This window comes from Starkeya sp. ORNL1 (assembly GCF_012971745.1).
GTDB lineage: Bacteria > Pseudomonadota > Alphaproteobacteria > Rhizobiales > Xanthobacteraceae > Ancylobacter.
This window is the reverse complement of record NZ_CP048834.1, coordinates 4889626-4913359: the sequence shown is the minus strand read 5'-3', so window position 1 is coordinate 4913359 and position 23734 is coordinate 4889626. Positions and strand designations below refer to the sequence as shown.

23 protein-coding genes are annotated in these 23734 nt (G+C 66.5%); 16 read left to right on the top strand and 7 right to left on the bottom strand.

From position 1 onward, the window contains the following. Positions 1 to 28: 28 nt before the first annotated feature. Both G3545_RS23175 and G3545_RS29940 read left to right on the top strand, forming a co-directional pair. Entirely contained in the window at positions 29 to 799 is a 771-nt protein-coding gene (locus G3545_RS23175; protein ID WP_170016094.1) for an SDR family NAD(P)-dependent oxidoreductase, read from the top strand. Continuing rightward, positions 742 to 1041 carry a 4-oxalocrotonate tautomerase gene (locus G3545_RS29940; RefSeq protein ID WP_281411740.1) on the top strand — a complete coding sequence of 100 codons (300 nt, stop codon included), beginning with the start codon at positions 742 to 744 and terminating at the stop codon, positions 1039 to 1041. The genes G3545_RS23175 and G3545_RS29940 overlap by 58 nt, the downstream gene beginning before the upstream one ends. 44 nt (positions 1042 to 1085) lie before the next feature. Here G3545_RS29940 and G3545_RS23165 read toward each other — a convergent pair whose 3' ends face one another. Beyond that, entirely contained in the window at positions 1086 to 1718 is a 633-nt protein-coding gene (locus G3545_RS23165) for a GntR family transcriptional regulator (protein ID WP_170016090.1), read from the bottom strand. A 161-nt stretch (positions 1719 to 1879) separates the two neighbouring features. Between G3545_RS23165 and G3545_RS23160 the strand changes: the two genes are divergently transcribed. From G3545_RS23160 to G3545_RS23095, 14 genes are all read left to right on the top strand, one after another. Beyond that, positions 1880 to 3301 carry a M20 family metallopeptidase gene (locus G3545_RS23160; protein WP_170016088.1) on the top strand — a complete coding sequence of 474 codons (1422 nt, stop codon included), beginning with the start codon at positions 1880 to 1882 and terminating at the stop codon, positions 3299 to 3301. Continuing rightward, the gene (locus tag G3545_RS23155; protein WP_170016086.1) at positions 3298 to 4017 is read left to right on the top strand and encodes an ABC transporter permease subunit; all 720 of its coding nucleotides are present in this window, start codon (positions 3298 to 3300) and stop codon (positions 4015 to 4017) included. Before G3545_RS23160 ends, G3545_RS23155 begins: the two co-directional genes overlap by 4 nt. Beyond that, a complete protein-coding gene (locus G3545_RS23150) occupies positions 4017 to 4739 on the top strand; it encodes an ABC transporter permease (RefSeq protein ID WP_170016084.1) in 723 nt (240 codons plus the stop codon). Before G3545_RS23155 ends, G3545_RS23150 begins: the two co-directional genes overlap by 1 nt. Beyond that, positions 4736 to 5518, top strand: a complete 783-nt coding sequence (locus G3545_RS23145) for an ABC transporter ATP-binding protein (RefSeq protein WP_170016082.1) — start codon at positions 4736 to 4738, stop codon at positions 5516 to 5518. The genes G3545_RS23150 and G3545_RS23145 overlap by 4 nt, the downstream gene beginning before the upstream one ends. Before the next feature lie 29 nt (positions 5519 to 5547). Next, on the top strand, positions 5548 to 6402 hold the full coding sequence (locus G3545_RS23140) for a transporter substrate-binding domain-containing protein (protein WP_170016080.1): 855 nt from the start codon (positions 5548 to 5550) through the stop codon (positions 6400 to 6402). Positions 6403 to 6570: 168 nt separating this feature from the next. Next, positions 6571 to 7491, top strand: a complete 921-nt coding sequence (rocF, locus tag G3545_RS23135) for an arginase (protein ID WP_170016078.1) — start codon at positions 6571 to 6573, stop codon at positions 7489 to 7491. Then, complete coding sequence (locus tag G3545_RS23130) at positions 7491 to 8564, top strand: ornithine cyclodeaminase (RefSeq protein WP_170016076.1); 1074 nt, start codon at positions 7491 to 7493, stop codon at positions 8562 to 8564. Before rocF ends, G3545_RS23130 begins: the two co-directional genes overlap by 1 nt. A gap of 353 nt (positions 8565 to 8917) precedes the next feature. After that, positions 8918 to 10183: a ribulose-bisphosphate carboxylase large subunit family protein gene (locus G3545_RS23125; RefSeq protein ID WP_170016074.1), complete on the top strand. Its 1266-nt coding sequence runs from the start codon at positions 8918 to 8920 to the stop codon at positions 10181 to 10183. Next, complete coding sequence (locus G3545_RS23120) at positions 10180 to 11574, top strand: four-carbon acid sugar kinase family protein (RefSeq protein WP_170016072.1); 1395 nt, start codon at positions 10180 to 10182, stop codon at positions 11572 to 11574. The genes G3545_RS23125 and G3545_RS23120 overlap by 4 nt, the downstream gene beginning before the upstream one ends. A gap of 20 nt (positions 11575 to 11594) precedes the next feature. Then, entirely contained in the window at positions 11595 to 12446 is an 852-nt protein-coding gene (locus G3545_RS23115) for a phosphogluconate dehydrogenase C-terminal domain-containing protein (RefSeq protein WP_170016070.1), read from the top strand. A gap of 98 nt (positions 12447 to 12544) precedes the next feature. Beyond that, positions 12545 to 13552 (top strand): TRAP transporter substrate-binding protein, encoded by a 1008-nt coding sequence (locus G3545_RS23110; RefSeq protein ID WP_170016068.1) that lies wholly within the window; start codon positions 12545 to 12547, stop codon positions 13550 to 13552. Between the two features lie 242 nt (positions 13553 to 13794). Then, a complete protein-coding gene (locus tag G3545_RS23105) occupies positions 13795 to 14391 on the top strand; it encodes a TRAP transporter small permease (protein WP_170016067.1) in 597 nt (198 codons plus the stop codon). Beyond that, a complete protein-coding gene (locus tag G3545_RS23100) occupies positions 14388 to 15668 on the top strand; it encodes a TRAP transporter large permease subunit (RefSeq protein WP_170016066.1) in 1281 nt (426 codons plus the stop codon). Before G3545_RS23105 ends, G3545_RS23100 begins: the two co-directional genes overlap by 4 nt. A 100-nt stretch (positions 15669 to 15768) precedes the next feature. After that, positions 15769 to 16479: a transcriptional regulator NanR gene (locus G3545_RS23095; RefSeq protein ID WP_170016065.1), complete on the top strand. Its 711-nt coding sequence runs from the start codon at positions 15769 to 15771 to the stop codon at positions 16477 to 16479. On the opposite strand, the gene G3545_RS23090 is transcribed toward G3545_RS23095, so the two are convergent. The 6 genes from G3545_RS23090 to G3545_RS23065 form a co-directional block, all read right to left on the bottom strand. Beyond that, a complete protein-coding gene (locus tag G3545_RS23090) occupies positions 16467 to 18374 on the bottom strand; it encodes a hypothetical protein (RefSeq protein ID WP_246702539.1) in 1908 nt (635 codons plus the stop codon). The two genes, G3545_RS23095 and G3545_RS23090, sit on opposite strands and share 13 nt — an antisense overlap. A 5-nt stretch (positions 18375 to 18379) precedes the next feature. Beyond that, positions 18380 to 19402, bottom strand: coding sequence for a Gfo/Idh/MocA family oxidoreductase (locus tag G3545_RS23085; protein WP_246702538.1), 1023 nt, complete (start codon positions 19400 to 19402; stop codon positions 18380 to 18382). 4 nt (positions 19403 to 19406) lie between these two features. After that, the gene (locus tag G3545_RS23080) at positions 19407 to 20471 is read right to left on the bottom strand and encodes an ABC transporter permease (RefSeq protein ID WP_170016064.1); all 1065 of its coding nucleotides are present in this window, start codon (positions 20469 to 20471) and stop codon (positions 19407 to 19409) included. After that, on the bottom strand, positions 20468 to 22027 hold the full coding sequence (locus G3545_RS23075) for a sugar ABC transporter ATP-binding protein (RefSeq protein WP_170016063.1): 1560 nt from the start codon (positions 22025 to 22027) through the stop codon (positions 20468 to 20470). The genes G3545_RS23080 and G3545_RS23075 overlap by 4 nt, the downstream gene beginning before the upstream one ends. After that, on the bottom strand, positions 22024 to 22680 hold the full coding sequence (locus G3545_RS23070; RefSeq protein WP_170016062.1) for a DUF2291 domain-containing protein: 657 nt from the start codon (positions 22678 to 22680) through the stop codon (positions 22024 to 22026). The genes G3545_RS23075 and G3545_RS23070 overlap by 4 nt, the downstream gene beginning before the upstream one ends. A gap of 87 nt (positions 22681 to 22767) precedes the next feature. Next, positions 22768 to 23667: a D-ribose ABC transporter substrate-binding protein gene (locus G3545_RS23065; RefSeq protein ID WP_170018240.1), complete on the bottom strand. Its 900-nt coding sequence runs from the start codon at positions 23665 to 23667 to the stop codon at positions 22768 to 22770. Positions 23668 to 23734 lie beyond the last annotated feature (67 nt).

Genomic DNA, 23734 nt, shown 5'->3' with positions numbered 1-23734 from the left:
ACCCCACCACGATTGGACTGTGGCTGCGATGTACAATCTTGACGGAAGAAGCGCGCTGATCACCGGCGGCGCGGTCGGCATCGGCCGTCGCATCGCCACCCGCCTCGCCGAGGAAGGCTGCGACATCGGCATCGTCGATGTCGACGGCATCGCGGCTGAGGAGACCGCCCATGCGGTCGCCGCCACCGGCCGGCGCTGCGTGGTGCTGGAGGCCGATGTCGGCGACTATGATCAGGTCCAGGGCGCCGTCGCGCGGTTCCGCGACGAGTTCGGCAAGGTCGACATCGTCTCCAACAATGCGGCGATCGTCACCGTCGGCTCGGTCATGGACCTCGCGGTGGAGGAATGGCGCCGGGTGTTCCGCATCAATGCGGACGGCGTGCTGCATGTCTGCAAGGCGGTGGTGCCGCATATGGTGGAGCGGCGATCCGGCCGCATCATCAACACCGCCTCCTGGTTCGGCAAGATCGGCAAGCCGAACTACTCGGCCTATTCCGCCTCGAAGTTCGCGGTGATCGGCCTCACCCAGTCACTCGCCGCCGAACTGGCGCCGCTCGGCGTCACGGTGAACGCCGTGTGCCCCGGTACCATCGTCGGCACGCGCATGCGCGATGCCGCGGACGAGAAGTCGGTCCAGCAGGGCCTGCCCACCGCGAAGGAACGGGAATCGCTGATCCCCATCGGCCGCGTCGGCGTGCCCGACGACATCGCCCGCGTCGTAGCCTTCCTCGCCTCCGACGAATCCGCCTATATGACCGGCCAGTCGATCAATGTGACCGGCGGACTCTGGATGCACTAGCTGCGCCGGAAGACCGGCAGGCACGATTCTCGAGAGCAAGGAATTCTGCGATGCCGATGATCCGCGTGGAGTTGTTCGAGGGGCGCACCGTCGAGCAGAAGCGGGAATTCGTCGAGGTGGTGACGCGCGAAAGCGCGCGCATCCTGAAATGCTCGCCGGAAGCGGTAGACATCATCTTCGTGCACATCGCGAAGGACGACTGGGGCTCGGCCGGCAAGCTGGCGAGCGATCCCGAAGATTGATCCGTCGCGCTCGAGCGCCGCACGCCAAGCGCTGAACCATCCGCTCAGGGCTGCCCGATGTGCAGCGCGATGAGGCGCCGGAGTTCGCCGGCATCGCGCGCGGCGATGGCATCCACGATCTTGTGGTGCTCGGCCGCGGACTGGTCGATGCGCGCACGCGTCTTCCATTGCGAGACCGGAGCCGACGACGCCCTTTGGCGGATCTCCGCGACTAGCGTGGTCAGTTCCTGGTTGCCGCCGAGCGAAACCAGCAGGTGGTGGAAGGCCAGATTGACCTCATAGAGCTCGATGACGGTGCCCTTGAGAATGAGCTGGTCGAACTGCTCGGCCAGCGTGCGCAGCGCGTGGATCTCCGGCTCCGCCGCCCTGGCAACGATGCGCTCGGCGATTGCCGTCTCCAGTATGATGCGGATTTCCGCGATCTCCTCCGCCTGCCGGCCATCCGGTTCATAGACGTGGTAGCCGCGATTGGGGACGTGCTCGACGACACGCTTCAGCGCCAGCCGGTCAAGGGCACGCCGAACCTCCGGCCGCGCGCGCCGGTACCGCTTTTCGAGGTCGATCTGCTTGAGCCAGCTGCCCGGCGCCAGCACCCCGGTCTGAATGTCGTGAAGGATGAGGTCCGTCACGTCAGGCTGCTCGGAAGCTGACGGGTCTTCCTGCTCAGTATCGGTCATCTCGTGCTCTTGCTCTTCCAAAACCCTGGCGCCGCCGAGGCCGGCTCGGTTCGAATCAGTCCCTGTCAAAAATTTAGGCAAGATGCGGAGTTGCTCAAAGAGGAACAGTATCCTAAATTGGCGCCAATTTTGGATACTATCCGAGCCTGAGGAGAAGCGCCATGCGAAACGCGGATGCCGTCTGGGGGATCGTCGACGGGAAGGCCGCCGCATTCGCGGATCTCAGCGATCGGGTCTGGGACACACCCGAGACCAATTATGAGGAGTATCGCTCCAGCGCCGCCCACGCCGCGATGCTTGAGGCCGAAGGCTTCCGCGTCAGCCAGGGGATCGCCGACCTGCCGACGGCCGTGATGGGCGAGGCCGGAGACGACGGACCGGTCATCGCCATCCTCGGCGAGTTCGACGCCTTGCCGGGGCTCAGCCAGGAAGCCGGCAGCGCCGAGCAGCGGCCTCTGGTGCCCGCAGGCAATGGCCATGGCTGCGGCCACAATCTGCTGGGTGCCGGCTCGATGCTCGCGGCCGCGGCGGTGAAGGATTATCTGGCGCGACACGGGCTGAAGGGGCGGATACGCTATTATGGCTGCCCCGCCGAGGAAGGCGGCTCGTCCAAGGGCTTCATGGTGCGGGCCGGCGTGTTCGACGATGTCGACATCGCCATTTGCTGGCATCCGGCTCCCTTCGCCGGCGTCAATAATCCGGTTTCGCTCGCCTGCAACGAGATCAGCTTCCGCTTCAAGGGCCGCGCCGCCCATGCGGCCTCCTCGCCGCACCTCGGCCGCAGCGCGCTCGATGCCGTCGAGCTGATGAATGTCGGGGTGAACTATCTGCGCGAGCACATGCCGTCGACCGCGCGCATCCACTACGCCATCACCGATACCGGCGGCCATGCGCCGAACGTCGTCCAGGCGCAGGCCGCCGTCCGCTATCTGGTGCGTGCGCGCACCCTCCCGGAGCTCCTGACCCTCGTCGAGCGCGTGAAGCGGGTGGCTGAAGGCGCCGCGCTGATGACCGGCACGACGGTCACCAGCGCGGTGTTGAGCGGCGACGCCAATCTCGTCGGCAACACCCCGCTCGAGCAGCTCATGCATGGCGAGCTGGAGCGGCTCGGGCCGCCGGCCTTCGATGACGCCGACCGCATGACCGCGGCGCAATTCCAGGAGACGTTCACCAGCGAGGACATCACGGCCTCGTTCGAGCGTTTCGGCCTCAAGCTCCGCCGCGACCTCGCGCTCTGCGACAGCATATTCCCGCTCGGCAGCAGCGATGGCACGTCCGTGGGTTCCACCGACGTCGGCACGGTGAGCTGGGTGGTTCCGACGGTGCAGATGCGCGGCGCTACCTATGCCATCGGCACGCCCGGTCATTCCTGGCAGCTCGTCGCGCAAGGCAAGCTGCCCGCCGCGCACAAGGGCATGACCCATGCCGCCAAGGTCATGGCCTCGACCGCGCTGCGTCTCATCCATGAGCCCGCGCTGATCGAAACCGCCAGGGCGGACATGCGCGAGCGCCTCGCCGGTACGCCGTTCGTCAATCCCATTCCCGACGATGTCGAGCCGCCACTGCCGGCGGACGCGGCATGAACCATCCCGGCCTCCTCGACATACTGAGCTTCTCTGCCGGTGGTTGGGGACCGGCCATCGCGACCGGGGCCGTGATGACGGTCCTCATCGCCGTCGCCGGTTTCCTGATCGGCGCGGTGATCGGCACCTTCGGCGCCTGGGCGAAGATCGCCGGCGGACCCGTGATCCGGGCCGTCGCCGACGGCTACACGACCATATTGCGCGGCATTCCGGACCTCCTGGTCATCTATCTCTTCTATTTCGGCGGCAGTGCTGCCGTCACCGCCGTCGGCCGCTGGTTCGGCGCCGACGGCTTTATCGGCTTTCCGGGGTTTCTCGCCGGCGCGTGCGCCGTGGGGGTCACGTCGGGCGCGCAGCACACCGAGGTGTTCAGGGGCGCGTTCCGAGCCGTTCATCACGGCGAGCTGGAAGCAGCCATAGCGTGCGGCATGTCGCGGTGGCTGCGGTTCCGGCGGTTCATCGTGCCGCTGACGCTCCGCCATGCTTTGCCCGGCCTCGGCAATGTCTGGCAGGTCGTGCTGAAGGAATCGGCCCTTGTCTCGGTGACGGGCGTTGTCGAGCTCATGCGCCAGTCGCAGATCGGAGCCGGCTCCACCGGGCTGCCCTTCGACTTCTACACCATCGCCGCCGGCGTCTATCTGGCGATCTCGACGGTCTCCGGCCTGATGCTGCAATCGGCCGAGCGACGCTTCTCACGCGGCACGAGGAGGGTCTGATGGACTTTGCCTTTGCCTGGGAAACCCTGCTCAGCCTGCTCGCCGCCGTGCCGCTGACCCTGCAACTCGCGCTCAGCGCGATCGTCCTTGGCGCGATGCTGGCGCTGCTGCTCGCGCTTGCCCGGCTCTCCGGCGTCGGCGTGCTCGACTGGAGCGCCCGGGCTTACATCTTCATCTTCCGCGGCACGCCGCTGCTGGTGCAGATATTCCTGATCTATTACGGCCTCGGCCAGTTTCCCGCGGTCCGGCACAGCATCCTCTGGCCGGTGCTGCGCGAACCCTATTGGTGCGCGATCCTCGCGCTCATGCTCAACACCGCCGCCTATTCGGCGGAAATCATCCGCGGCGGGCTGCTCTCCGTCCCGCATGGGCAGATCGAGGCCGCGCGCGCCTGCGGCATGGCGCCGTTCACCGTCTTCCGCCGCATCACCCTGCCGCTGGCCATCCGCCAGGCGCTGCCGGGCTACGGCAATGAGATGATCTCGATGATCAAGGCCACGTCGCTCGCCTCCATCATCACGCTGATGGAAGTAACCGGCGTCGCCGCCAAGATCATCTCCGAAACCTATCGCGCCATCGAGGTCTTCGTCGTCGCCGGTGCGATCTATCTCACCATCAACTTCATTCTCACGCGGCTCGTGGCGCTGATCGAACACCTGCTCAGCCCGCATCTGCGCGCGCCGCTGCCGTGGAAGGGCCTCCCGAAAGGAGAGACGCCATGAATGTAACCCCGGCGCAAACGTCACCGGTCGCCATCGCGATCCGCGACCTGCACAAGAGCTTCGGCTCGCTCGAGGTGCTGAAGGGAGTGTCGCTGCAGGCCCGCGAGGGCGAGGTCGTGTCGATCCTCGGCTCCTCCGGTTCCGGCAAGTCCACGATGCTCCGCTGCATCAACCTGCTCGAAATCCCGGACGCCGGCGAGATCACCGTCGCCGGCGAGACGATCGCGCTGGAGCGCACCCGCGACGGCAAGGCTCGCCCGGCCGACCGTCGGCAGGTCGAGCGCATCCGCACGCAGCTCGGCATGGTCTTCCAGAGCTTCAATCTCTGGTCCCACAAGACCGTCCTCGAGAACGTCATCGAAGCGCCGGTGCATGTGCAGAAGCGAGCCCGGGCCGAATGCATCGAGGAGGCGGAGGCCCTGCTCGCCAAGGTCGGCATCGCCGAAAAGCGGAATCACTACCCCGCCCATCTGTCGGGCGGGCAGCAGCAGCGGGCCGCCATTGCCCGGGCGCTCGCCATGCGCCCGAAGGTGATGCTGTTCGACGAGCCGACCTCCGCGCTCGATCCTGAACTGGTCGGCGAGGTGCTGCGCGTCATGCGCCAGCTCGCCGAAGAGGGTCGCACCATGCTGGTCGTGACGCACGAGATGGGATTTGCGCGCGACGTGTCGAGCCGCGTGATCTTCCTACACAAGGGAGCCATCGAGGAAGAAGGCACGCCGGCGGCAGTCTTCGGAAACTCGAAATCCGAGCGCTTCCGGCAATTCATCAGCAAATAATCCAGACTATAAAAGGGGAATCTATCGAGATGAAGCACAAGATCGCAGTTTTGTTCGCCGCATTATCCGCAATGCTGGTGCTGGCCGCTCCGGCCGGCGCTGAGGGCAAGAAGTGGGAGAAGATCACCATCGGCACCGAAGGCGCCTTCCCGCCCTATAATCTGACCCGGCCGGACGGTACGCTGGACGGCTACGACATCGAGCTCGGCAAGCATCTCTGCTCCCAGATGAAGGTTGAGTGCACCTTCGTCGCGCAGTCCTTCGACGGCATGATCCCGGCGCTGAACGCGGGCAAGTTCGACGCCATCATGGCCGGCATGTCGGCGACGGATAAGCGCAAGGAGGTCATCGACTTCTCGGCGTCCTATGGCAGCACCGGCCAGGCTTTCGCGAGCCTGAAGGACAGCCCTCTCGCGGCGTTGCCGCTGAAGGGGGACCTGTTCTCGCTGGCCTCGAACGAGGCGGGAGCGAAGAAGGCGGTGGAGGAGATCAAGCCGCTGCTCAAGGGCAAGACCATCGGCGTGCAGAGCGCGTCCATCGCCGCCCGTTTCGTCGATACCTATCTGAAGGGCACGGTCGAAGTCCGCGAGTACAAGACCACCGAGCAGCACGACCTCGATCTGCTGTCCGGCCGCGTCGACCTGGTGATGGCCTCGATGGGCTATCTCAAGACGGCGGTCGAGAAGCCCTCCAATGCGGGCATGGTCATCACCGGTCCGCGGTTCCAGGGCGGCTTCCTGGGCGCCGGCAGTTCCGTAGGACTGCGCAAGTCGGATCCGGAGCTGAAGGCCATGTTCGACAAGGCGATCGACCAGGCGAAGGCCGACGGCACGATCAAGACGCTGTCGGTGAAGTGGTTCGGCTTCGACCTGACGCCGCAATAGAGCCAGTTCCGCAAGAGTCGCAGACTTTTGCGATAAGATATGCCCAGCCTATTGAAAAATAGAGCATAATCTTTCCGCTCGGATGATCCGTTCGAGCGGAAAGGCTCCAGAACCGGACAATGCGGTTCTCCGGATCGTCGGGTGGCTGTCGCAGAGGAAGTTCGCGGAATGCATTGCAAGCTGGTTGGCGCACCGTTGCAGATCGGAGCCGGGCATCTGGGCTGCGAGATGGGGCCGAGCGCGCTGCGCACGGCGGGTCTTCGCTCCGCATTGGAGGACCTCGGCTACCGCGTCACCGATCTCGGCAATGTCACGCCCACGGATTTTCCCGAGCTTCACCACCCCAACCCCGCCGTGCACCACCTCTCGGAGATGGTCGCCTGGACCGGGCTGCTGTCGGATATCGCCTATCGCGAAAGCGCCGACGCCACGCCCATCTTCATGGGCGGGGACCATGCCATCTCCGCGGGCACCGTCGCCGGCCTGGCACGCCGGGCCGCGACGCTCGGGCGCCCGCTGTTCGTGCTCTGGCTCGACGCCCATAGCGACTTCCACACGCTGGAGACGACGCAGAGCGGCAATCTGCATGGCGTCCCCGTCGCCTATTTCACCGGGAGGTCCGGCTTCGAGGGCTATCTGCCGCTCTTGCCGGCACCGGTCGATCCGGCCCGGGTCTGCATGATCGGCATACGCAGCGTCGACCCGGCCGAGCGCAAGGCGCTGGTGCAGACGCCGATCACGGTCCACGACATGCGCATGATCGACGAGCACGGCGTCGCGGTCCTGCTGCAAGCATTCCTGAATCGGGTCGTGGCCGAGAACGGTCTCCTCCATGTCAGCCTGGACGTCGACTTTCTCGACCCCGATATCGCCCCGGCGGTCGGCACCACGGTGCCGGGAGGCGCGACCTTCCGCGAGGCGCATCTGGTCATGGAGATGCTGCACGACAGCGCCCTCGTGACCAGTCTCGACCTCGTCGAGCTCAACCCTTTCCTCGATGAACGCGGCCGTACCGCCAAGCTGCTGGTCGACCTGGCGGCCAGCCTGATGGGGCGCCATGTCATGGACCGCCCGACAAGGAGCTTCTGATGACCCCCGCTCCCGATCTGAACATCGTGCCCTTCGTCAGCGTCGACCACATGATGAAGCTGGTGCTGAGGATCGGCGTCGAGACCTTCCTGAAGGAGCTGGCCTTCTATATCGAAGAAGACTTCCGCCGCTGGGACCGCTTCGACAAGACGCCGCGCATCGCCTCGCATTCAGCGGACGGCGTGATCGAACTGATGCCGACCAGCGACGGCACGCTCTACGGCTTCAAATATGTCAACGGCCACCCGAAGAACATGCGGCAGGGTCGGCAGACGGTGACCGCCTTCGGCGTGCTCTCGGATGTCGGCAACGGCTACCCGATGCTGCTCACCGAGATGACCATCCTGACGGCCCTGCGAACCGCGGCCACGTCCGCACTCGCCGCCCGCCATCTGGCGCCCAAGGGCGCCGACTGCATGGCCATCATCGGCAATGGCGCCCAGAGCGAATTCCAGGCGCTTGCGTTCAAGGCACTCCTCGGCGTCGACAAGCTGCGCCTCTATGACATCGACCGCACTGCCAGCGAGAAATGCATGCGCAATCTCGACGGGCTGGGATTTTCGATCGAGCCCTGCCGGTCGCCGGAGCATGCCGTCGAAGGCGCACAGATCATCACCACGGTCACCGCCGACAAGCAGTTTGCGACCATCCTGACCGACAATATGGTGGGACCGGGCGTGCACATAAATGCGGTCGGCGGCGACTGCCCCGGCAAGACCGAGCTCCACCCCGACATCCTCCGGCGTTCGGCCATCTATGTCGAATATCCGCCGCAGACCCGCATCGAGGGAGAGATCCAGCAATTGCCGTTGGATCACCCGGTGATCGAACTGTGGGAGGTGATCGCCGGAAAGAGTCAGGGACGGCGCGACGACCGCCAGATCACCCTGTTCGACAGCGTGGGCTTTGCCGTCGAGGATTTCTCGGCGCTTCGCTATGTCCGCGACAAGCTCGCCGGCACTGGCCTCTATGAGAAGCTCGATCTTCTGGCCGATCCGGACGAGCCGCGCGACCTGTTCGGGATGCTACTCAGGTGCCAGGCGTCGCTGGGCCGTGAAGGCAAGGGAAACTGACCGAGCGACCTTGGTCGGACGGGCTTGCCGGGTGCCGCCCCGAGGCCGGGATTAGCTTGTCCACATAATAGACCATTCGTATATCGGCCGCTCCAAGCGCCCCTGCTTTGCCGCTGCGGCTCCACGGCCGTCGCTCTGCGGCCAGCACCAGTCCGACCGAGTTGGCGTCGCGACGGAATGCCGAACGCCTGTCCGCACTGAAGATCGCCGCCGCGTCGTCGGGCGTCGGGGTCTCGCTTGTCACATCTCATCATCTGGTATAATCACTATATCAATAGGTGAGTGCGCCACTCCCGCTCACCAGGGGCAGGTGACGTAATGCCATGCCCGAGCGACTGAGCATGGAAACGCACATGGCCTCTCCTTCCCGCATTGAAGCCGACTACCTGATCGAGACCGCCTTTGATCCGCGCGCAGCCGCCGAAGCCATGGCCGGCGAACAGTCGAGCGGAACCTTCGTGCCGATCCCCGGCGAGACCCCGGAGCTGAAGGAACGCTCCGCCGCCCGCATCGAGACGCTGGAGGTGATCGAGGAGGAGGTGTCCGAGCCGTCGCTGCCGGGTGCCGGCCGGCCGAAAGGCGAGGCGTCCATTCGGCGCGCGCGAGTCACGCTATCCTGGCCGATCGACAATGTCGGGCCGTCGCTGCCCAACCTCATGGCCACCGTCGCCGGCAACCTGTTCGAGCTGAGGCAGTTCTCCGGACTGCGCCTTCTCGACATCCGCCTGCCGGACGTCTTTGCGCGGACCTATGGCGGGCCGAAATTCGGTGTGCCCGGCACCCGCCGCCTCGCCGGCGTCGAGGGGCGGCCGATCGTCGGCACCATCGTCAAGCCGAGCGTCGGCTTCGGGCCGCAGGAAACCGCCGACCTCACCAAGCTGCTGTGCGAGGCCGGCATCGATTTCATCAAGGACGACGAGTTGCAGTCCGACGGGCCGGGTTGCCCGTTCGACGAGCGGGTGCGCGCGGTGATGCGGGTGATCAACGCCCATGCCGACCGCACCGGCAAGAAGGTGATGTTCGCCTTCAACCTCACCGGCGAGATCGACCAGATGCGCCGCCGGCACGACTTCGTGCTCAAGGAAGGCGGCACCTGCATCATGGCGAGCCTGAACTCGGTCGGCCTCGTCGGCATGATCGAGCTCGGCCGCTTCACCGAACTGCCGATCCACGCCCACCGCAATGGCTGGGGGTATCTGTCCCGCGCGCCGCTGCTCGGCTGGTCCTATGTGGCGTGGCAGAAGATCTGGCGCCTCGCCGGCGCCGACCACATGCACGTCAACGGCTTGTCGAACAAATTCTCCGAGGCCGACGACAGCGTCATCGCGTCGGCGCGCGCCTGCCTGACGCCGCTGTTCGACGACAAGCCCTGCCTTACGATGCCGGTGTTCTCGTCCGGCCAATCGGCCAAGCAGGCGCCGGGCACCTATGCGGCGCTCGGCTCGGCCGATCTCATCTTCGCTGCCGGCGGCGGCATCATGGCCCATCCGGACGGGCCGGCCGCCGGCGTCGCCAGCCTGCGCGAGGCATGGGACGCGGCAATGACGCGCGTGCCGCTCGCCGACTATGCCAAGGACCATGCGGCGCTCGCACGAGCCCTGGAAACCTACGCGGCATGACCGCGCCGGGCGACAAGGCGCGGGAGCCGGCGCTGCCCGATGGGCGGCTGCTGACCTTTTATGGCGATGACTATACCGGCTCCTCCGCGGTGATGGAGGTGCTGAGCTTCGCCGGCGTGCCGACCGTGCTGTTCCTGGGACCGCCTAGGCCCGAACAGATTGCACGCTTCGGTGATTTCCGGGCGCTGGGCATAGCCGGCGTCGCGCGCTCGCAATCGCCGGCCTGGATGGAGGAGCATCTGCCGCCGGTGTTCCGGCAGCTCGCCGCGCAGGGCGCGCCGATCGCCCACTACAAGGTGTGCTCGACCTTCGATTCCGCCCCCCATGTCGGCTCGATCGGCAAGGCCATCGAACTCGCCGAGCCGATCCTCGGCGGGGCGTGGCACCCGCTCGTGGTCGGCGCGCCGGCCATTGCCCGCTATCAGGCGTTCGGCAATCTGTTCGCCGCGATCGAGGGCACCGGCTACCGGCTCGACCGCCACCCGGTGATGGCACGCCACCCGGTCACGCCGATGGCGGAGGCCGATGTGCGGCTCCACCTCGCGCGGCAGACCGAGACCCCGATCGGCCTCGTCGACTTCGTCGCGCTCAAGACCAGCCGGGGCAGCGATCGCCTTGCCCGCGAGCAGGCGCAGGGCGCGCGCATCATCGCCCTCGACGTGCTGGACGACGAGACCCTGGCCGAGACCGGCCGGCTGGTCTGGGAGCATCGCGGCGAGCGCCTGTTCGCCGTCGGCTCGCAGGGCCTCGAATACGCGCTGGTCGCCTATTGGCGCGCCGCCGGACTGCTACCGCATGAGAGCACCAAGACTGGCTCGGCGCGGCGCGAGCGCATCGTCGTGGTCTCCGGTTCCTGCTCGCCGATCACCGCCGGGCAGATCGCCTTTGCGCTCCACAACGGCTTTGAAGGCATCCGCCTCGACGCCACCCGCGCGGTCAATGCGGAGAGCTGGGAGAAAGAGATCGGGCGCGGCGCGGACGAAGCGCTGCGCGCGCTCGGTGAAGGGCGCGACCCGCTGATCTTCACCGCCAGCGGGCCGGACGATCCTGCGGTGCCGGCGCTCAATGCCGCCATCGCGGCGAGCAGCGCATCGACCGGCGAGGTCAATGCCCGCATCGGCGACGGGCTCGGCAGGGCGCTCGACAGCGTGGTGCGTGAAGCGAGGCTCAAGCGCGCGGTCATCTCTGGCGGCGACACTTCGGGGCACGCCGGCATGGCGCTTGGCATCTACGCCGTCACCGCTCTGGCGCCGCTGGCGCCGGGCTCGCCGCTCTGCCGGGCCTATTCCGACGACGCCCATGACGGGCTCGAGATCGCGTTCAAGGGCGGCCAGATGGGCACGCCCGATTTCTTCATTGCCGCCAAGCGAGGCGGCGAGGCAACCCATTGATCAAGGGGAGAGTACAGGACATGAAAAAAATCGCTTTGCTCGGCGCGGGCGGCAAGATGGGCGTGCGCCTCGCCACCAATCTCCAGGACTCACCCTTTGAAGTGCTCCATGTGGAGCCCTCCGAAGAGGGCCGCAAGCGGTTGAAGGCCGCCACCGGCATCGACTGCGTCGACGGCGACAACGCGCTCGCCGACAGCGACGCCGTGCTGATGGCGGTGCCGGACCGCCTCATCGGCAAGATCGCCCACACCTTCATCAACAAGGTGAAACCGGGCACCGCCATCATCATGCTGGACGCCGCCGCGCCGCATGCCGGCGAGTTGCCGAAGCGCGACGACATCACCTATTTCGTCACCCATCCGTGCCACCCGCCGATCTTCAACGACGAAGTGACGCCCGAGGCGAAGAAGGACTTCTTCGGCGGCGTCCATGCCAAGCAGCACATCGTCTGCGCGCTGATGCAGGGGCCGGACGAGCACTACGCCGCCTGCGAGGCGATCGCCCGCACCATCTACAAGCCGGTGATGCGCGCGCACCGCTGCACTGTGGAGCAGATCGCCATCATGGAGCCGGCGCTCGCCGAGACCATCGGCGCCACGCTCTGCCTCGCCTTGCGCGAGGCGACCGACGAAGCGGTGCGCCGCGGCGTGCCGCGCCAGGCGGCGACTGACTTCCTCATGGGCCACCTCACCATCGAGCTTGCCATCGCCTTCGAGGTGTTCCCGGAAGGCAAGTTCTCCGACGGCGCGCTCTATGCCATCGACCAGGCCCGCCCGCAGATCTTCAGGGATGGCTGGCTGGAGCGGATCTTCGATCCCAAGGCGGTGCAGCGCTCGGTCGAGGAAATCTGCAACCCGCCGAAAGCCGCCTGATCGCGGTCCTGTCACGGGAGGCGGATCACCGCCTCCCCTCTCCGCCCGAAGATCCGAACGGACGCGGCGGTCAGCACTCAGTTTCCGGAGGAAACAATATGCCCAAACTCACCGGCGGACGCGTCTGCGCCGCGCTGCTCGCCTCGCTGTTCGTCTCCACCGCTGCGTCTGCCCAGGTGCAGGAACGCACTCTGAAGTTCGGCTACTCGACCTTCGAAGCGCATCCGCTCGGCCAGGGCGCCAACAAGTTCGTCGAACTGGTCGGCCAGAAGAGCGGCGGCAAGATCAAGATGAAGGTCTATCCGGCGACCCAGCTCGGCTCGGAGACGCAGACCATCTCGGCGACGCAGGGCGGCGTGCAGGACATTGTCGGCACCTCGACCGCGCCGCTGGTCGGCCTCGTCAAGGAATACGCCATCTTCGATTTCCCCTTCCTGTTCAGCAATGAAAAGGAAGCCGACGCCGTGGTCGACGGCCCGGTCGGCCAGACCCTGCTCGCCAAGCTGTCGGACAAGAACCTCGTCGGGCTCTGCTTCTTCGAGAACGGCTTCCGCCACGTGACCAACTCGAAGCGGCCGATCACCACCGCCGCCGATGTCGAGGGGCTGAAGATCCGGACCATGCAGAACCCGGTCTATATCGACGCCTTCAAGACGCTCGGCGCCAATGCGGTGCCGATGCCCTGGCCGGAGGTCTATACCGCGCTGGAATCCGGCGCGATCGATGCGCAGGAGAACCCCTACGGCATCATCTACGTCAACAAGCTGAACGAAGTGCAGAAGTATGTCAGCGTGACCAAGCACGCTTATTCGCCCTGGGCGATGATCATGAGCAAGAAGCTCTGGGACAAGCTCTCGCCGGACGAGCAGAAGATCTTCGTCGATTCCTGCAACGAGGCGAAGACCTACCAGCGCCAGGTGAGCCGCGCCGAAGACGCCAAGATCATCGGCGAGCTGAAGGCCAAGGGCATGGCGATCAACGAGCTGTCTCCCGAGGAGACCGCCAAGATCAAGGCGAAGCTGCAGCCGGTGATCGACAAGTACGCACCGAGCGTCGGCGAGGACCTGGTGCGCCAGGCCCAGGCCTCGATCGCCGGCACGCATTGAGCCTCAAGGGTTTCGTCGTCATCCCGGAACGGCCACGAGGCCGTATCCGGGATCGCGTGACACCTTGATTATCTTCTACCAAGAACCCCAAAGCGCCCTCATCCCCGGGCTTGACCCGGGGATCCAGACTTCGACCGGGTGCATGCGGCTGAGCTGGATCCCCGGGTCAAGCCCGGGGATGACGGCGTGAGGGATGGTTAGCTCGCCCGGGCGAATTTGAACCCGACTGAGGAGGAACGGCCGTGTCGCGACTGGTCGATGCCTATTTCGCGCTGCTGAAGCTGCTCATCGCGCTGCTGCTGGCGGCAATGGTGGTGCTGGTGTTCGGCAATGTCGTGCTGCGCTACGGCTTCAATTCCGGCATCACGCTCTCCGAGGAAGTCTCGCGCTGGATGTTCGTCTGGCTGACCTTCCTCGGCGCGATCGTCGCCTTGCGCGAACACGGCCATCTCGGCGTCGACTCTCTGGTGCGGCGCCTGCCGCTCTGGGGCAAGAAGCTCTGCTTCGTCGTGAGCTACGTCCTGATGCTCTACGCCATCACCTTGCTGGTGATCGGCAGTTGGCAGCAGAGCCTGATCAATTGGGATGTCGTCGCCCCCGCCTCCGGCCTCTCGGTCGCATGCTTCTACGGCGTCGGGCTGGTGTTCGGGGTGTCGACCATCCCGATCCTGCTGGTCGGCCTCTATCGCGTCCTCACCGGGCAGGCGAGCGAGGCCGAGCTGGTCGCCATCCGCGAGTCCGAGGAAGAGGACATCGACGAAATCCAGCGTCGCCATCTGGCGAACGCAGACACGTTCAACGGCGCTCCCCTCGCCCAGCGTGCGGGAGGCGCGTCGTGACCATACTCGTCTTCGCCGGCTCGCTGCTCGGCACCATGGCGATCGGCATGCCGATCGCGTTCGCGCTGCTGCTCGCCGGCGTGGCGCTGATGCACTATCTCGACATCTTCGACCCGCAGATCATCGCGCAGAACATCATCAACGGCGCGGACAGCTTCCCGCTGATGGCGGTGCCGTTCTTCATGCTGGCCGGCGAATTGATGAACACCGGCGGCCTGTCGAAGCGCATCGTCAATGTCGCGCTCGCCGCGGTCGGCCATGTGAAGGGCGGGCTCGGCTATGTCGCCATCCTCGCCGCCTGCGTAATCTCGGCACTGTCCGGCTCGGCGGTGGCGGATGCCGCCGCGCTTTCGGCACTGCTGGTGCCGATGATGGTGCGGGCCGGACACAGCAAGGCGCGCTCCGCCGGGCTGATCGCGGCCTCCAGCGTCATCGGTCCGATCATCCCGCCGAGCATCGGCTTCGTCATTTTCGGCGTCATCGGCGGCGTCTCCATCACCAAGCTGTTCCTCGCCGGCCTGGTGCCGGGGCTCATCATCGGCCTCGCTCTGGCGCTCGCCTGGTGGTGGGAGGTGCGCAAGGAGAACGTGGTCCCACCGCCGAAGCAGAGCGCGCGCGAACTCGGCCGCGCTTTGGTCGACGGCGTCTGGGCACTGATGCTGCCGGTCATCATCATCGTCGGCCTGAAGTTCGGCGTGTTCACGCCGACCGAGTCCGCCGTGGTCGCTGCGGTCTACTCGCTGTTCGTGGCAACGTGCGTCTATCGCGAGCTGAAGCCGAGCGAGATCTATGGCGTGTTCGTCACCGCGGCCAAGACCACCGCGGTGGTGATGTTCCTGGTGGCGGCGGCGCTGGTGTCGTCCTGGCTGATCACCGTGTCCGACATCGCCAATGATCTCGTCGCGCTGCTGCAGCCGCTGATGGGCAACCAGACGCTGCTGCTGCTCGCCATCATGGCGGTGGTGATCGTCGTCGGCACTGCCATGGACATGACGCCGACCATATTGGTGCTGACCCCGGTGCTGATGCCGATCATCAAGAGCGCCGGCATCGATCCGGTCTATTTCGGCGTGCTGTTCATCGTGAACAACTCGATCGGCCTGATCACCCCGCCGGTCGGCACCGTGCTCAATGTGGTCTCGGGCGTCGCCAGGATCAGCATGGAGGACCTTATCAAGGCGGTCTGGCCCTTCATGCTGGTGCAGTTCGTCGCGCTGCTGCTGATGGTGCTGTTCCCGCAACTCGTGATGTGGCCGGCGAGCCTGATCGGGCATTAATTGATGCGGTATAAACAGGCCGTGGTATACTCAACGTACCACCGCTTCGATGCCGGCCTCGCCGCACCGTTTGCTGGCGGCTACGCAGCAGGAGCGCGAGATGGCGAACGTCTCGGAGACCATCGTTCGGAGGAAACTCTCGCATGAGGTGTTCGATCGCCTGAAGGCGATGATCACCGGCGGCGAGCTGGCGCCGGGCGACGCCATGCCTTCCGAACGCGACCTGATGGACCGTTTCGGCGTCGGCCGTCCTGCGATACGCGAGGCCATGCAGGCGCTCGCCAATATCGGGCTGATCACCATCACCCATGGCGAGCGCGCCCGTGTGCAGCAGCTTACCGCAAAGTCGATCTTCCAGCAGGTCGACCTCACCGCGAACATCCTGCTGTCCGCCTCCCCCGACAGCCTTGAGCATCTCAAGCAGGCCCGCCGCTTCTTCGAGCGCGGCATGGTGCGCGAGGCGTCACTGCGCGCGACGCCGGACGACGTCGTGCGCCTCCAGGAGACGCTCGACCTGCAATCCCGCGCGGTCGGCAATCCGGAATCCTTCATCTCTGCCGACATGCGCTTCCACACCCAGATCGCGGCCATTTCCGGCAATCCGATCTTCGAGGCGGTGAGCGAGGCGATGCTGAGCTGGCTACGGCAATATCACACCGAGTTGCTGCTCTGGACCGGCCGCGAAGCCCTCACGCTGACCGAGCACGCGCTGATCCTGCGCTGCATTGGGGAGCACCAGCCCGAAGAGGCCGAGGCGGCGATGGTAAAGCACCTCGACCGCTCCAGCGTGCTCTACGCTCACTCGGCCTGATCGACCCGCGCCACCGCATAGGGCCGCAGCCGCAGCAGCCGACCGGTCATCGCCGCCGGCAGGGTGTCCCGGCGCCCGGGCACGAGGCTGGTCTCGTCCAGCAATGTGCACCAGCCGCCGAACGGCAGCTCGACTGCCTGCGGCTCCGGCGTGAGATTGGCGAGCAGCAGCGTCGAGCCACCCTCCGGGGTGGAAGTGAGGACTGTCAGCACGCGGTCCTCGGCGCTCGACCGGCACGCTCGCCGCTGCCAGCCGGCGATCGAGGCCAGCATGCGTGCGGCATGGAAGGCCGGACGCGGCGTGCCGTCCTCGTCCAGCAGCCCGAAATCCCCGGTCAGCGCGGCACCGATGAAAGCCTCGACGCCGGCCTCGCCGAGGCGCGCGGCATAGCCGATCATCCAGGCGGCGGCGAACAGGCCGCGCTGGCGTGGATCGCGCTCCGCCATGGTGACACGCCCGCCATCCGGGTTCGGCGTGGTGCGCGCGCCATAGGGGTTATGCCGCATGCCGATGGTCGAGGGCCCGATCCGGTAGGGCCGGCCCTCGCCGATGATCGCGCGCGCCGAGCGCAGGATGAAGGGCAGCGCCTCGAGCGACTGCATCACGCTGCGATCGTCGGCGTCGTGCACGATCGGACAGGTGCAATGGGTGACGAAATCCAGCAGCCCGACCGGCGGGCGCTTGCGGTTCAGCTCGGTGAAATAGCTGAACATGCCGCCGCCGAGCGGCAGGTTCGGAAAGGCTGCGCGCGCGGCGGAATAGACGCTCTCCAGTGGCGGGCAGTCCGGCCATACACTGCCCGGTGGCGTCGAGCGGCGATCGACCGCGGGGCTCACCGTGATGGCATCGAGCCTGAGGCCGGCCTCGGCGACGAGCCGCGCGACATGGCGCAGTTCGTCGGCGGGCGTCTCGACGCACGGCACCACGCATTCGAGCACGGTCTCGGCGGCGACAGGGCGAGCGATCCGCTCGAAATCCCGTAGCGCCTCGATGCCATGGCCGGCACCGAGGTCGAAATGGCACAGCAGTGTCTGCGGCGCGATCTCGGCAAGGCGGTCGGCATGGTGCAGCGTCGCCGCGGCCTCCTCCGGCGTCAGCACGAGGCCGAACTCGGCGACGCGTCCGGTGACGGCACCGCAGGTGACGCGCACCGGAACCTTCGACGCTTCGGCGCGCGGCGCGCCCTCCCCGCTCGCCGCGATACTGAGCGCCACCGACTGGCGCTGCGGCACACCCGCCGGCAGCGTATAGGGCCAGGGCAGAGCGAGCGGCCGGACATAGGTCTTGTAGGAGGCGTCGGACCAGTTGCGCTGGTCCTCCATCTCGAAGGCGTCGCCCTCCATGCGGCAAATGGCGCGGATGCCGGGAGCCACCTCATGGGTGATTGCGCGCATGTCCTTGAAGGGCTGCGCCGGATCGATGAGATCGGGCAGCACGGCATGTTCGATCGAGCCGTCGACATGCTCGACCTCGACCGGCCGGCCGGCGAGGCCGAGGATCGGATGCAATATGGTGAAGCCGCAGCGATTGGTGACGAAATCGCCGGAAGGCGTCGCCTCGGCGCTGAAGCTGATGGTGCCGTCGGAGCGGCCGATGATGGCCGCGTCATAGACCAGCTCTGCCCCGTTCTCAGCGGCGCAATGTGCCCGGTAGCGGACGTCGAAGCCGTCGCGTCCATCCTCGACCACCAGCTCGGTGATGGTCGGGATCGAGGTGCCCCACGAGGTGTCGCGCACCAGATACGAGACCGCGCGCAGCACCTCGCGCCCGCCGAAGCGGATGGCGCGCAGATTGCCGTCGATGAACTCGGCGGTGAGTTCGCCCGCCTGCAGCAGCCGGACCTCGGGGATCGGCTCGTCGGTTCCGAAATAGGCGCGGCGCAGTTCGGCGGTCATGCGGATCAGATCCCGGCAAGTGCGAGTGTGTCGCCGCTGGCGGCGCTGCGATAGGCCGCCTCGACCAGAGCGAGCGTCTTGAGATTATCGTGGCCCGAGGTCGCCGGCTCGCGCCCCTCTGCAAGGCACGCGACCCAGTGCTGCTGGATGGCGACGACGCTTTCCTGGATAAGGTGCCAGGGCCGTTCCATCCACGGGTGCAGCGGCGGCGCGACGTCGAGCGTCTCGCTGCCGCCGTCCGTGGCGACGATCATGCGGAAATCCTGGCCGAGGCGGATCGTGCCACGGCTGCCGTCGATCTCGATGAGGGTCTGCGGGAACGGCTCCTCGGCGAGCCGTGTCGCGTAGGAGCAGTCGACCACCGACGTGACGCCGCCCTCATGGTCGAGCAGCATGGTCGCGACATCCTCGCCGCGGATCGCCGGATTGACGCGCCGGGTCCGCGAAGTCAGCCGCGCGACGTCCCCGAACAGGAAGCGGGCTATGTCGAGACTGTGGATGCCGAGATCCTCGATGATGAAACGCTCTCCGGTCGCGAGATAGGGCTGGCCGGAGAACACGTCATAGCTTGAGCGAAACGACACCCGGCCCCAGAAAACCTCGCCGATCCGGCCGCTGTCGATCACCGCGCGCACCGCCCTGATCGGCGCCTGCCAGCGGAAATTCTCGTGCACCATCAGCGGAACCCCCGCCGCCTCGCAGGCCGCGACCATCACCCGACCATCCGCCATGGTAGCGGCAAACGGCTTCTGGCAGATGACGGGGACGCGGTGCCGCGCCGCGAGCTCAACCAGGGCGCGATGGCTCGGCAGCGTCGTCGCGATGTCGACGAAGTCGAGCCGCTCTTCCGCGAACATCGCCTCAGCGTCGGCAAAATACCGCTCGACGCCGAAATCCCGCCCCGCTTTGGCAAGCCGTTCGGGATCGCGATCGCAGAGCGCGACGATGCGCGCGCCCTCGATCTCCTGCCAGGCGTGAAGCTGGTTCACGGCGAAGAAGCCGCAGCCAATCAGCGCACCATTCAGCACCGCCTCAGCCCTCCTGTGCCATCTGGCGCAGGACGACGCGTTGCTGGAGCTTGCGCTGCGCCTGATCGACGACCACGGCGGCGATGATGACGACGCCCTTGATGACGGTCTGCCAGAACGAGCTGACGCCCATCATCACGAGACCGTCGGAAAGGATGCCGATGACGAAGGCGCCGATGATGGTGCCGCCGATCGTACCTCGCCCGCCCGACATCGAGGTGCCTCCGAGCACGGCGGCGGCGATGGCGTTCAGCTCGAAGGTCTCGCCGGTCGCCGGGTGCGAGGCCATGAGCTGGGAGGAGATGATGAGCCCGACCAGCGCCGCGCAGAAGCCGGAGAACATGTAGACGAACATCTTCACCCGGTTGACCCGAATGCCGGAAAGCCCGGCCGCGCGCTCATTGCCACCGACCGCGAAGATGTGCCGGCCGAGCGGCGTCCTGCCGGCGATATAGGCGGCGGCGAGCGCGACCGCGATCAGGATCCAGATGGTCAGCGGCAGGCCGAGGAAGCCGCCGGCGCCGAGGATGGCGAAGCCGGTGGTGCCGTAGTCCTCGCGGCCGACCAGATTGGCGAAGGTCGCTCCGTCGGACGAGAGCAGCGCGAGGCCGCGCATCACATAGAGCGTGCCGAGCGTGGCGATGAAGGGCGCGACATTGAGCCTGGTGATCAGCAGCCCGTTGATGATGCCGACGCCGACCCCGACCGCCAGCGTGATCAGGATGATCTCCGGCAGGTTGAAGAACACGGTGTAGCCGACGCCGAGATCGATGCCGTTGAGGATCAGCCCGCCCGCCACCATGCCGCACAGCCCGACGATGGAGCCGACCGAAAGGTCGATGCCGCCGGTGATGATGACGAAGGTCATGCCGATGGCGAGCAGCGCGTTCAGCGCGACGTGCTTCGACATCAGGATCAGGTTGGCGGTGGAGAGGAAGTTCGGCGCCGCCAGCGAGAAGAACACCAGCACCGCGAACAGCGCGATGAAGGTGCGCAGCTTCATGAGATGGAGCGCGAGCGCCGCGCCGCTCATCCCCTTGTTGCCGAGCGTTCCGGCAGCCTCGGTCATTGCGTGCTCTCCAGGGACGATTGGTGGTCGATGCCGTGCCCCGCCGCGGATGCGGCGACGACCTTTTCCTCGGTGGCGTCCGTGCGGTCGAACAGGCCGGTAAGGCGGCCATTGCTCATCACCGCGATGCGGTCGGACAGCGCCATCACCTCGTCGAGGTCGGACGTGACGAAGATGATGCCGAGCCCCTCGGCAGCGAGCCGGCGCATGGTGCGGAACACATCAGCCTTGGCGCCGACATCGATGCCGCGGCTCGGCTCGTCCATCAAGAGCACCTTCGGCCCGGTCATCAGCGCCTTGGCGATCACCACCTTCTGCTGGTTGCCGCCCGACATCGAGGAAACCTCGCGATCCGGATCCGGCGCCTTCATGGCGAGGTCGCGGATGAAATGGCGGACGCCCTCGCGCTCGCGCCGCGCGTCGATCTGGATGCCGCGGGTGAATTTCATCAGGCTCGCCAGCGTCATGTTGGCGGCGATGGAGAGCTCCTGCACCAGTCCTTCGCGCTGGCGGTCCTCCGGGATCAAAGCGAGCCCGCGCCCGATCCGGCCGGTGACGTCGCGCTCCTTGACCCGGGCGCCGTCGATGTAGATCTCGCCTTTCGCGTGGGGATGGCGGCCCATCAGGCAGTCGAGCAGCTCGGAGCGGCCGGCCCCCATCAGGCCGTAGACGCCGAGTATCTCGCCGGCGCGCACATTGAGCGAGACATGGTCGACCAGATAGCCGCCGCCCATGCGCGGCAGGCTGATCGCCTCGGCGCGAAACACCTCGCGCTCCTCCACCGCGGATGCGGCGCGGGCGAAATCCTTGGCATCGGAGCCGATCATCTGTCGCACGATCCAGCGCACGTCGATGGCGCCCATCTTCTCGTGGCCGGTGATGCGGCCGTCGCGCAGCACGGTGATGTAGTCGCCGATCCGCACCAGCTCCTCGAGCCGGTGCGAGATGTAGATGATGGCGACGCCCTGCCCTTTCAGCTCGGCGATGACCCGGAACAGGATCTCGACCTCGGCGGCGGAGAGCGCCGAGGTCGGCTCGTCCATGATCAGGATGCGGGCGTGCTGCGCCAGCGCCTTGGCGATCTCGACGATCTGCTGCTGGCCGATGGGAAGATCGGCGACCAGCGTCTTCGGGCCGATGTCGTGCTCCAGCCGGCGCAGCAGGATCGCAGTCTGCCGCTCCTGCTCGGCATGGTCGATGCCGCGCAGGCCGCGGGTGATTTCGCGCGAGGCGAAGACATTCTCCGCCACCGAGAGATTGGGGAACAGGTTCAGCTCCTGGAACACCATGCCGACGCCATTGCGCACCGCATCGTCGGTGCCGGCGAAATGCACCGGCTCGCCCTCGATCAAAATGCGCCCTTCGGTCGGGCGCTCGACGCCGGCGATGATCTTCATCAGCGTCGATTTGCCGGCACCGTTCTCGCCGACCAGCACGTTCACCGCGCCGCGATGCACGACGAAATCGACTCCCTTCAGCGCCATGGTGCCGGGATAGACCTTGGTCACGCCCTCGATGGCGAGGACGACGGAATTAGTTTCCGTGCCGGGGCTCATGACTTGTCCCCGAGGGTCGCCACCGCCGGGGTGACCAGCGGCTTGTCGCCCGGCTTCTCCAGCGCGAACACCCCGACCACCGAAATCTTCCGCCCGGTGAGATCCTCTCGCGGCAGCTTGGCCAATGCGGTCTCGGCCATCAGCGTGTTGAGCGACTTGGCGAATTTCGCGTAGTCGATCTGGTTGGTGAACGCGTTGAAGGAGACGAAGTCGAGCCCGTCGCGCAGCGCCGTGCCGCGGATCACCGGGCCGATCTGCACCACCGCGTCCGCCACTCCGTCGCCATCGACATCGACGTCGACGGTCGCGGCGCGCGAGGCGGTGTTGGCGGCGACGATCCGGCCGTCGAGCCGGGTGGCGATGGTCCAGGGAATGCCTTCCGGCTTCTCGCGATAGCCGAAGCGCTTGCCTGCCTCGTCCGGGCTCTTGGCGATGAGCGCGCGCACCTCGGTGAAGGAGCCGCCCTTGGCTTCGAGATAGGGGACGATCCTGGTGCCCCACATGTCGCGCGCCATCTTGTCGGGGTCGAAGGCCGCCGCGCCACCAGCCTCGGCCTTCGCCTTGGCGAGGTCCTCGTTCTTCACCAGCTTGCAGCCCGGCAGCGCGAGCAGCGCCGCCAGGCAAGCGAGCACGATGGAGGTGCGGTAGCGCATGCGACTGGCCTCTCGCCGGTTCGACTGAAGAGCGAAAAGGAACCCGGCGGATGCGCCGCGCATCCACCGGGTTCAGCCGGGAGGAACTCAGTCGACCAGCGCGAAGGTCTCAAGCTTCTTGGCGGTGTCGGCGTTGATCAGCACGCAGTCCATGAGCTGCTTCTCGCTCTGCCCCGTCGAGCCGGTCTTGATGTACTTGTCGGCCTGCTCGACCGCGATCTCCGCCTGGCGGTAGGCCGGCTGCAGCACGGTCGCCTTGATGCCGCCGGCAAGGATGGAGTCGCGCACTTCGTTCGAACCATCGAAGCCGACCACTATCACGTCGGTCCGCCCCGCCGCCTTCAGGGCGGCCCAGGCGCCCATTGCCATGGTGTCGTTGCCGGAGATCACGCCCTTGATGTTGGGATTGGCCTGGAGGATCGACTCCATCTTGGAGAAGGCTTCGGTCTGGCTCCAGTTGGCGGACTGGCGGGCAACCGGCTTCAGGTCCGGATAGTCGTCAATGACGTCGTGATAGCCCTTGGAGCGGATGCCGGCATTGGTGTCGGATTCCTTGCCGACCAGCTCGACATAATTGCCCTTCTCGCCCATAAGCTTCACGAACTCCTGGCCCCCGAGCTGGGCGCCCTGGTAGTTGTTCGAGACGATCTGCGAGACGGCGACGCCGGTGGCGTTGATCTCGCGGTCGATCAGGAAGGACGGCACCTTGGCGTCCTTTGCCTTCTGCACCGCGGCGACCGTGGCGTCGGCGCCGGCATTGTCGAGGATGATGGCCTTGGCGCCGCGGGCGATCGCGGTGTCGATCAGCTGCGACTGCTTGTTGGCGTCGTCATTGTGCACGAGCACGATGGTCTCGTAGCCGAGCGCCTTGGCCCGCTTGGCCGCGCCGTCGGCCTCGGCCTTGAAGAACGGGTTGTCGTGCGAGGGCGTGATGATGGCGATCAGGTCCGCCGCCTGCGCGAGCGAGCCCGCCCCGGCGGCCAGCATGCCGGCAAGACCGGCGGTGAGCAGCAGCTTCCTCAGGGACTTGGTGCGTGAAGACATTGGGCTTCCT

Coding starts and splice junctions, on each gene's coding strand:
- G3545_RS23175 (WP_170016094.1), top strand. CDS start 29: ATGTACAATCTTGACGGAAGAAGCGCGCTGATCACCGGCGGCGCGGTC.
- G3545_RS23165 (WP_170016090.1), bottom strand. CDS start 1,718: ATGACCGATACTGAGCAGGAAGACCCGTCAGCTTCCGAGCAGCCTGAC.
- G3545_RS23160 (WP_170016088.1), top strand. CDS start 1,880: ATGCGAAACGCGGATGCCGTCTGGGGGATCGTCGACGGGAAGGCCGCC.
- G3545_RS23155 (WP_170016086.1), top strand. CDS start 3,298: ATGAACCATCCCGGCCTCCTCGACATACTGAGCTTCTCTGCCGGTGGT.
- G3545_RS23150 (WP_170016084.1), top strand. CDS start 4,017: ATGGACTTTGCCTTTGCCTGGGAAACCCTGCTCAGCCTGCTCGCCGCC.
- G3545_RS23145 (WP_170016082.1), top strand. CDS start 4,736: ATGAATGTAACCCCGGCGCAAACGTCACCGGTCGCCATCGCGATCCGC.
- G3545_RS23140 (WP_170016080.1), top strand. CDS start 5,548: ATGAAGCACAAGATCGCAGTTTTGTTCGCCGCATTATCCGCAATGCTG.
- rocF (WP_170016078.1), top strand. CDS start 6,571: ATGCATTGCAAGCTGGTTGGCGCACCGTTGCAGATCGGAGCCGGGCAT.
- G3545_RS23130 (WP_170016076.1), top strand. CDS start 7,491: ATGACCCCCGCTCCCGATCTGAACATCGTGCCCTTCGTCAGCGTCGAC.
- G3545_RS23125 (WP_170016074.1), top strand. CDS start 8,918: ATGGCCTCTCCTTCCCGCATTGAAGCCGACTACCTGATCGAGACCGCC.
- G3545_RS23120 (WP_170016072.1), top strand. CDS start 10,180: ATGACCGCGCCGGGCGACAAGGCGCGGGAGCCGGCGCTGCCCGATGGG.
- G3545_RS23115 (WP_170016070.1), top strand. CDS start 11,595: ATGAAAAAAATCGCTTTGCTCGGCGCGGGCGGCAAGATGGGCGTGCGC.
- G3545_RS23110 (WP_170016068.1), top strand. CDS start 12,545: ATGCCCAAACTCACCGGCGGACGCGTCTGCGCCGCGCTGCTCGCCTCG.
- G3545_RS23095 (WP_170016065.1), top strand. CDS start 15,769: ATGGCGAACGTCTCGGAGACCATCGTTCGGAGGAAACTCTCGCATGAG.
- G3545_RS23090 (WP_246702539.1), bottom strand. CDS start 18,374: ATGACCGCCGAACTGCGCCGCGCCTATTTCGGAACCGACGAGCCGATC.
- G3545_RS23080 (WP_170016064.1), bottom strand. CDS start 20,471: ATGACCGAGGCTGCCGGAACGCTCGGCAACAAGGGGATGAGCGGCGCG.
- G3545_RS23075 (WP_170016063.1), bottom strand. CDS start 22,027: ATGAGCCCCGGCACGGAAACTAATTCCGTCGTCCTCGCCATCGAGGGC.
- G3545_RS23070 (WP_170016062.1), bottom strand. CDS start 22,680: ATGCGCTACCGCACCTCCATCGTGCTCGCTTGCCTGGCGGCGCTGCTC.
- G3545_RS23065 (WP_170018240.1), bottom strand. CDS start 23,667: ATGCTGGCCGCCGGGGCGGGCTCGCTCGCGCAGGCGGCGGACCTGATC.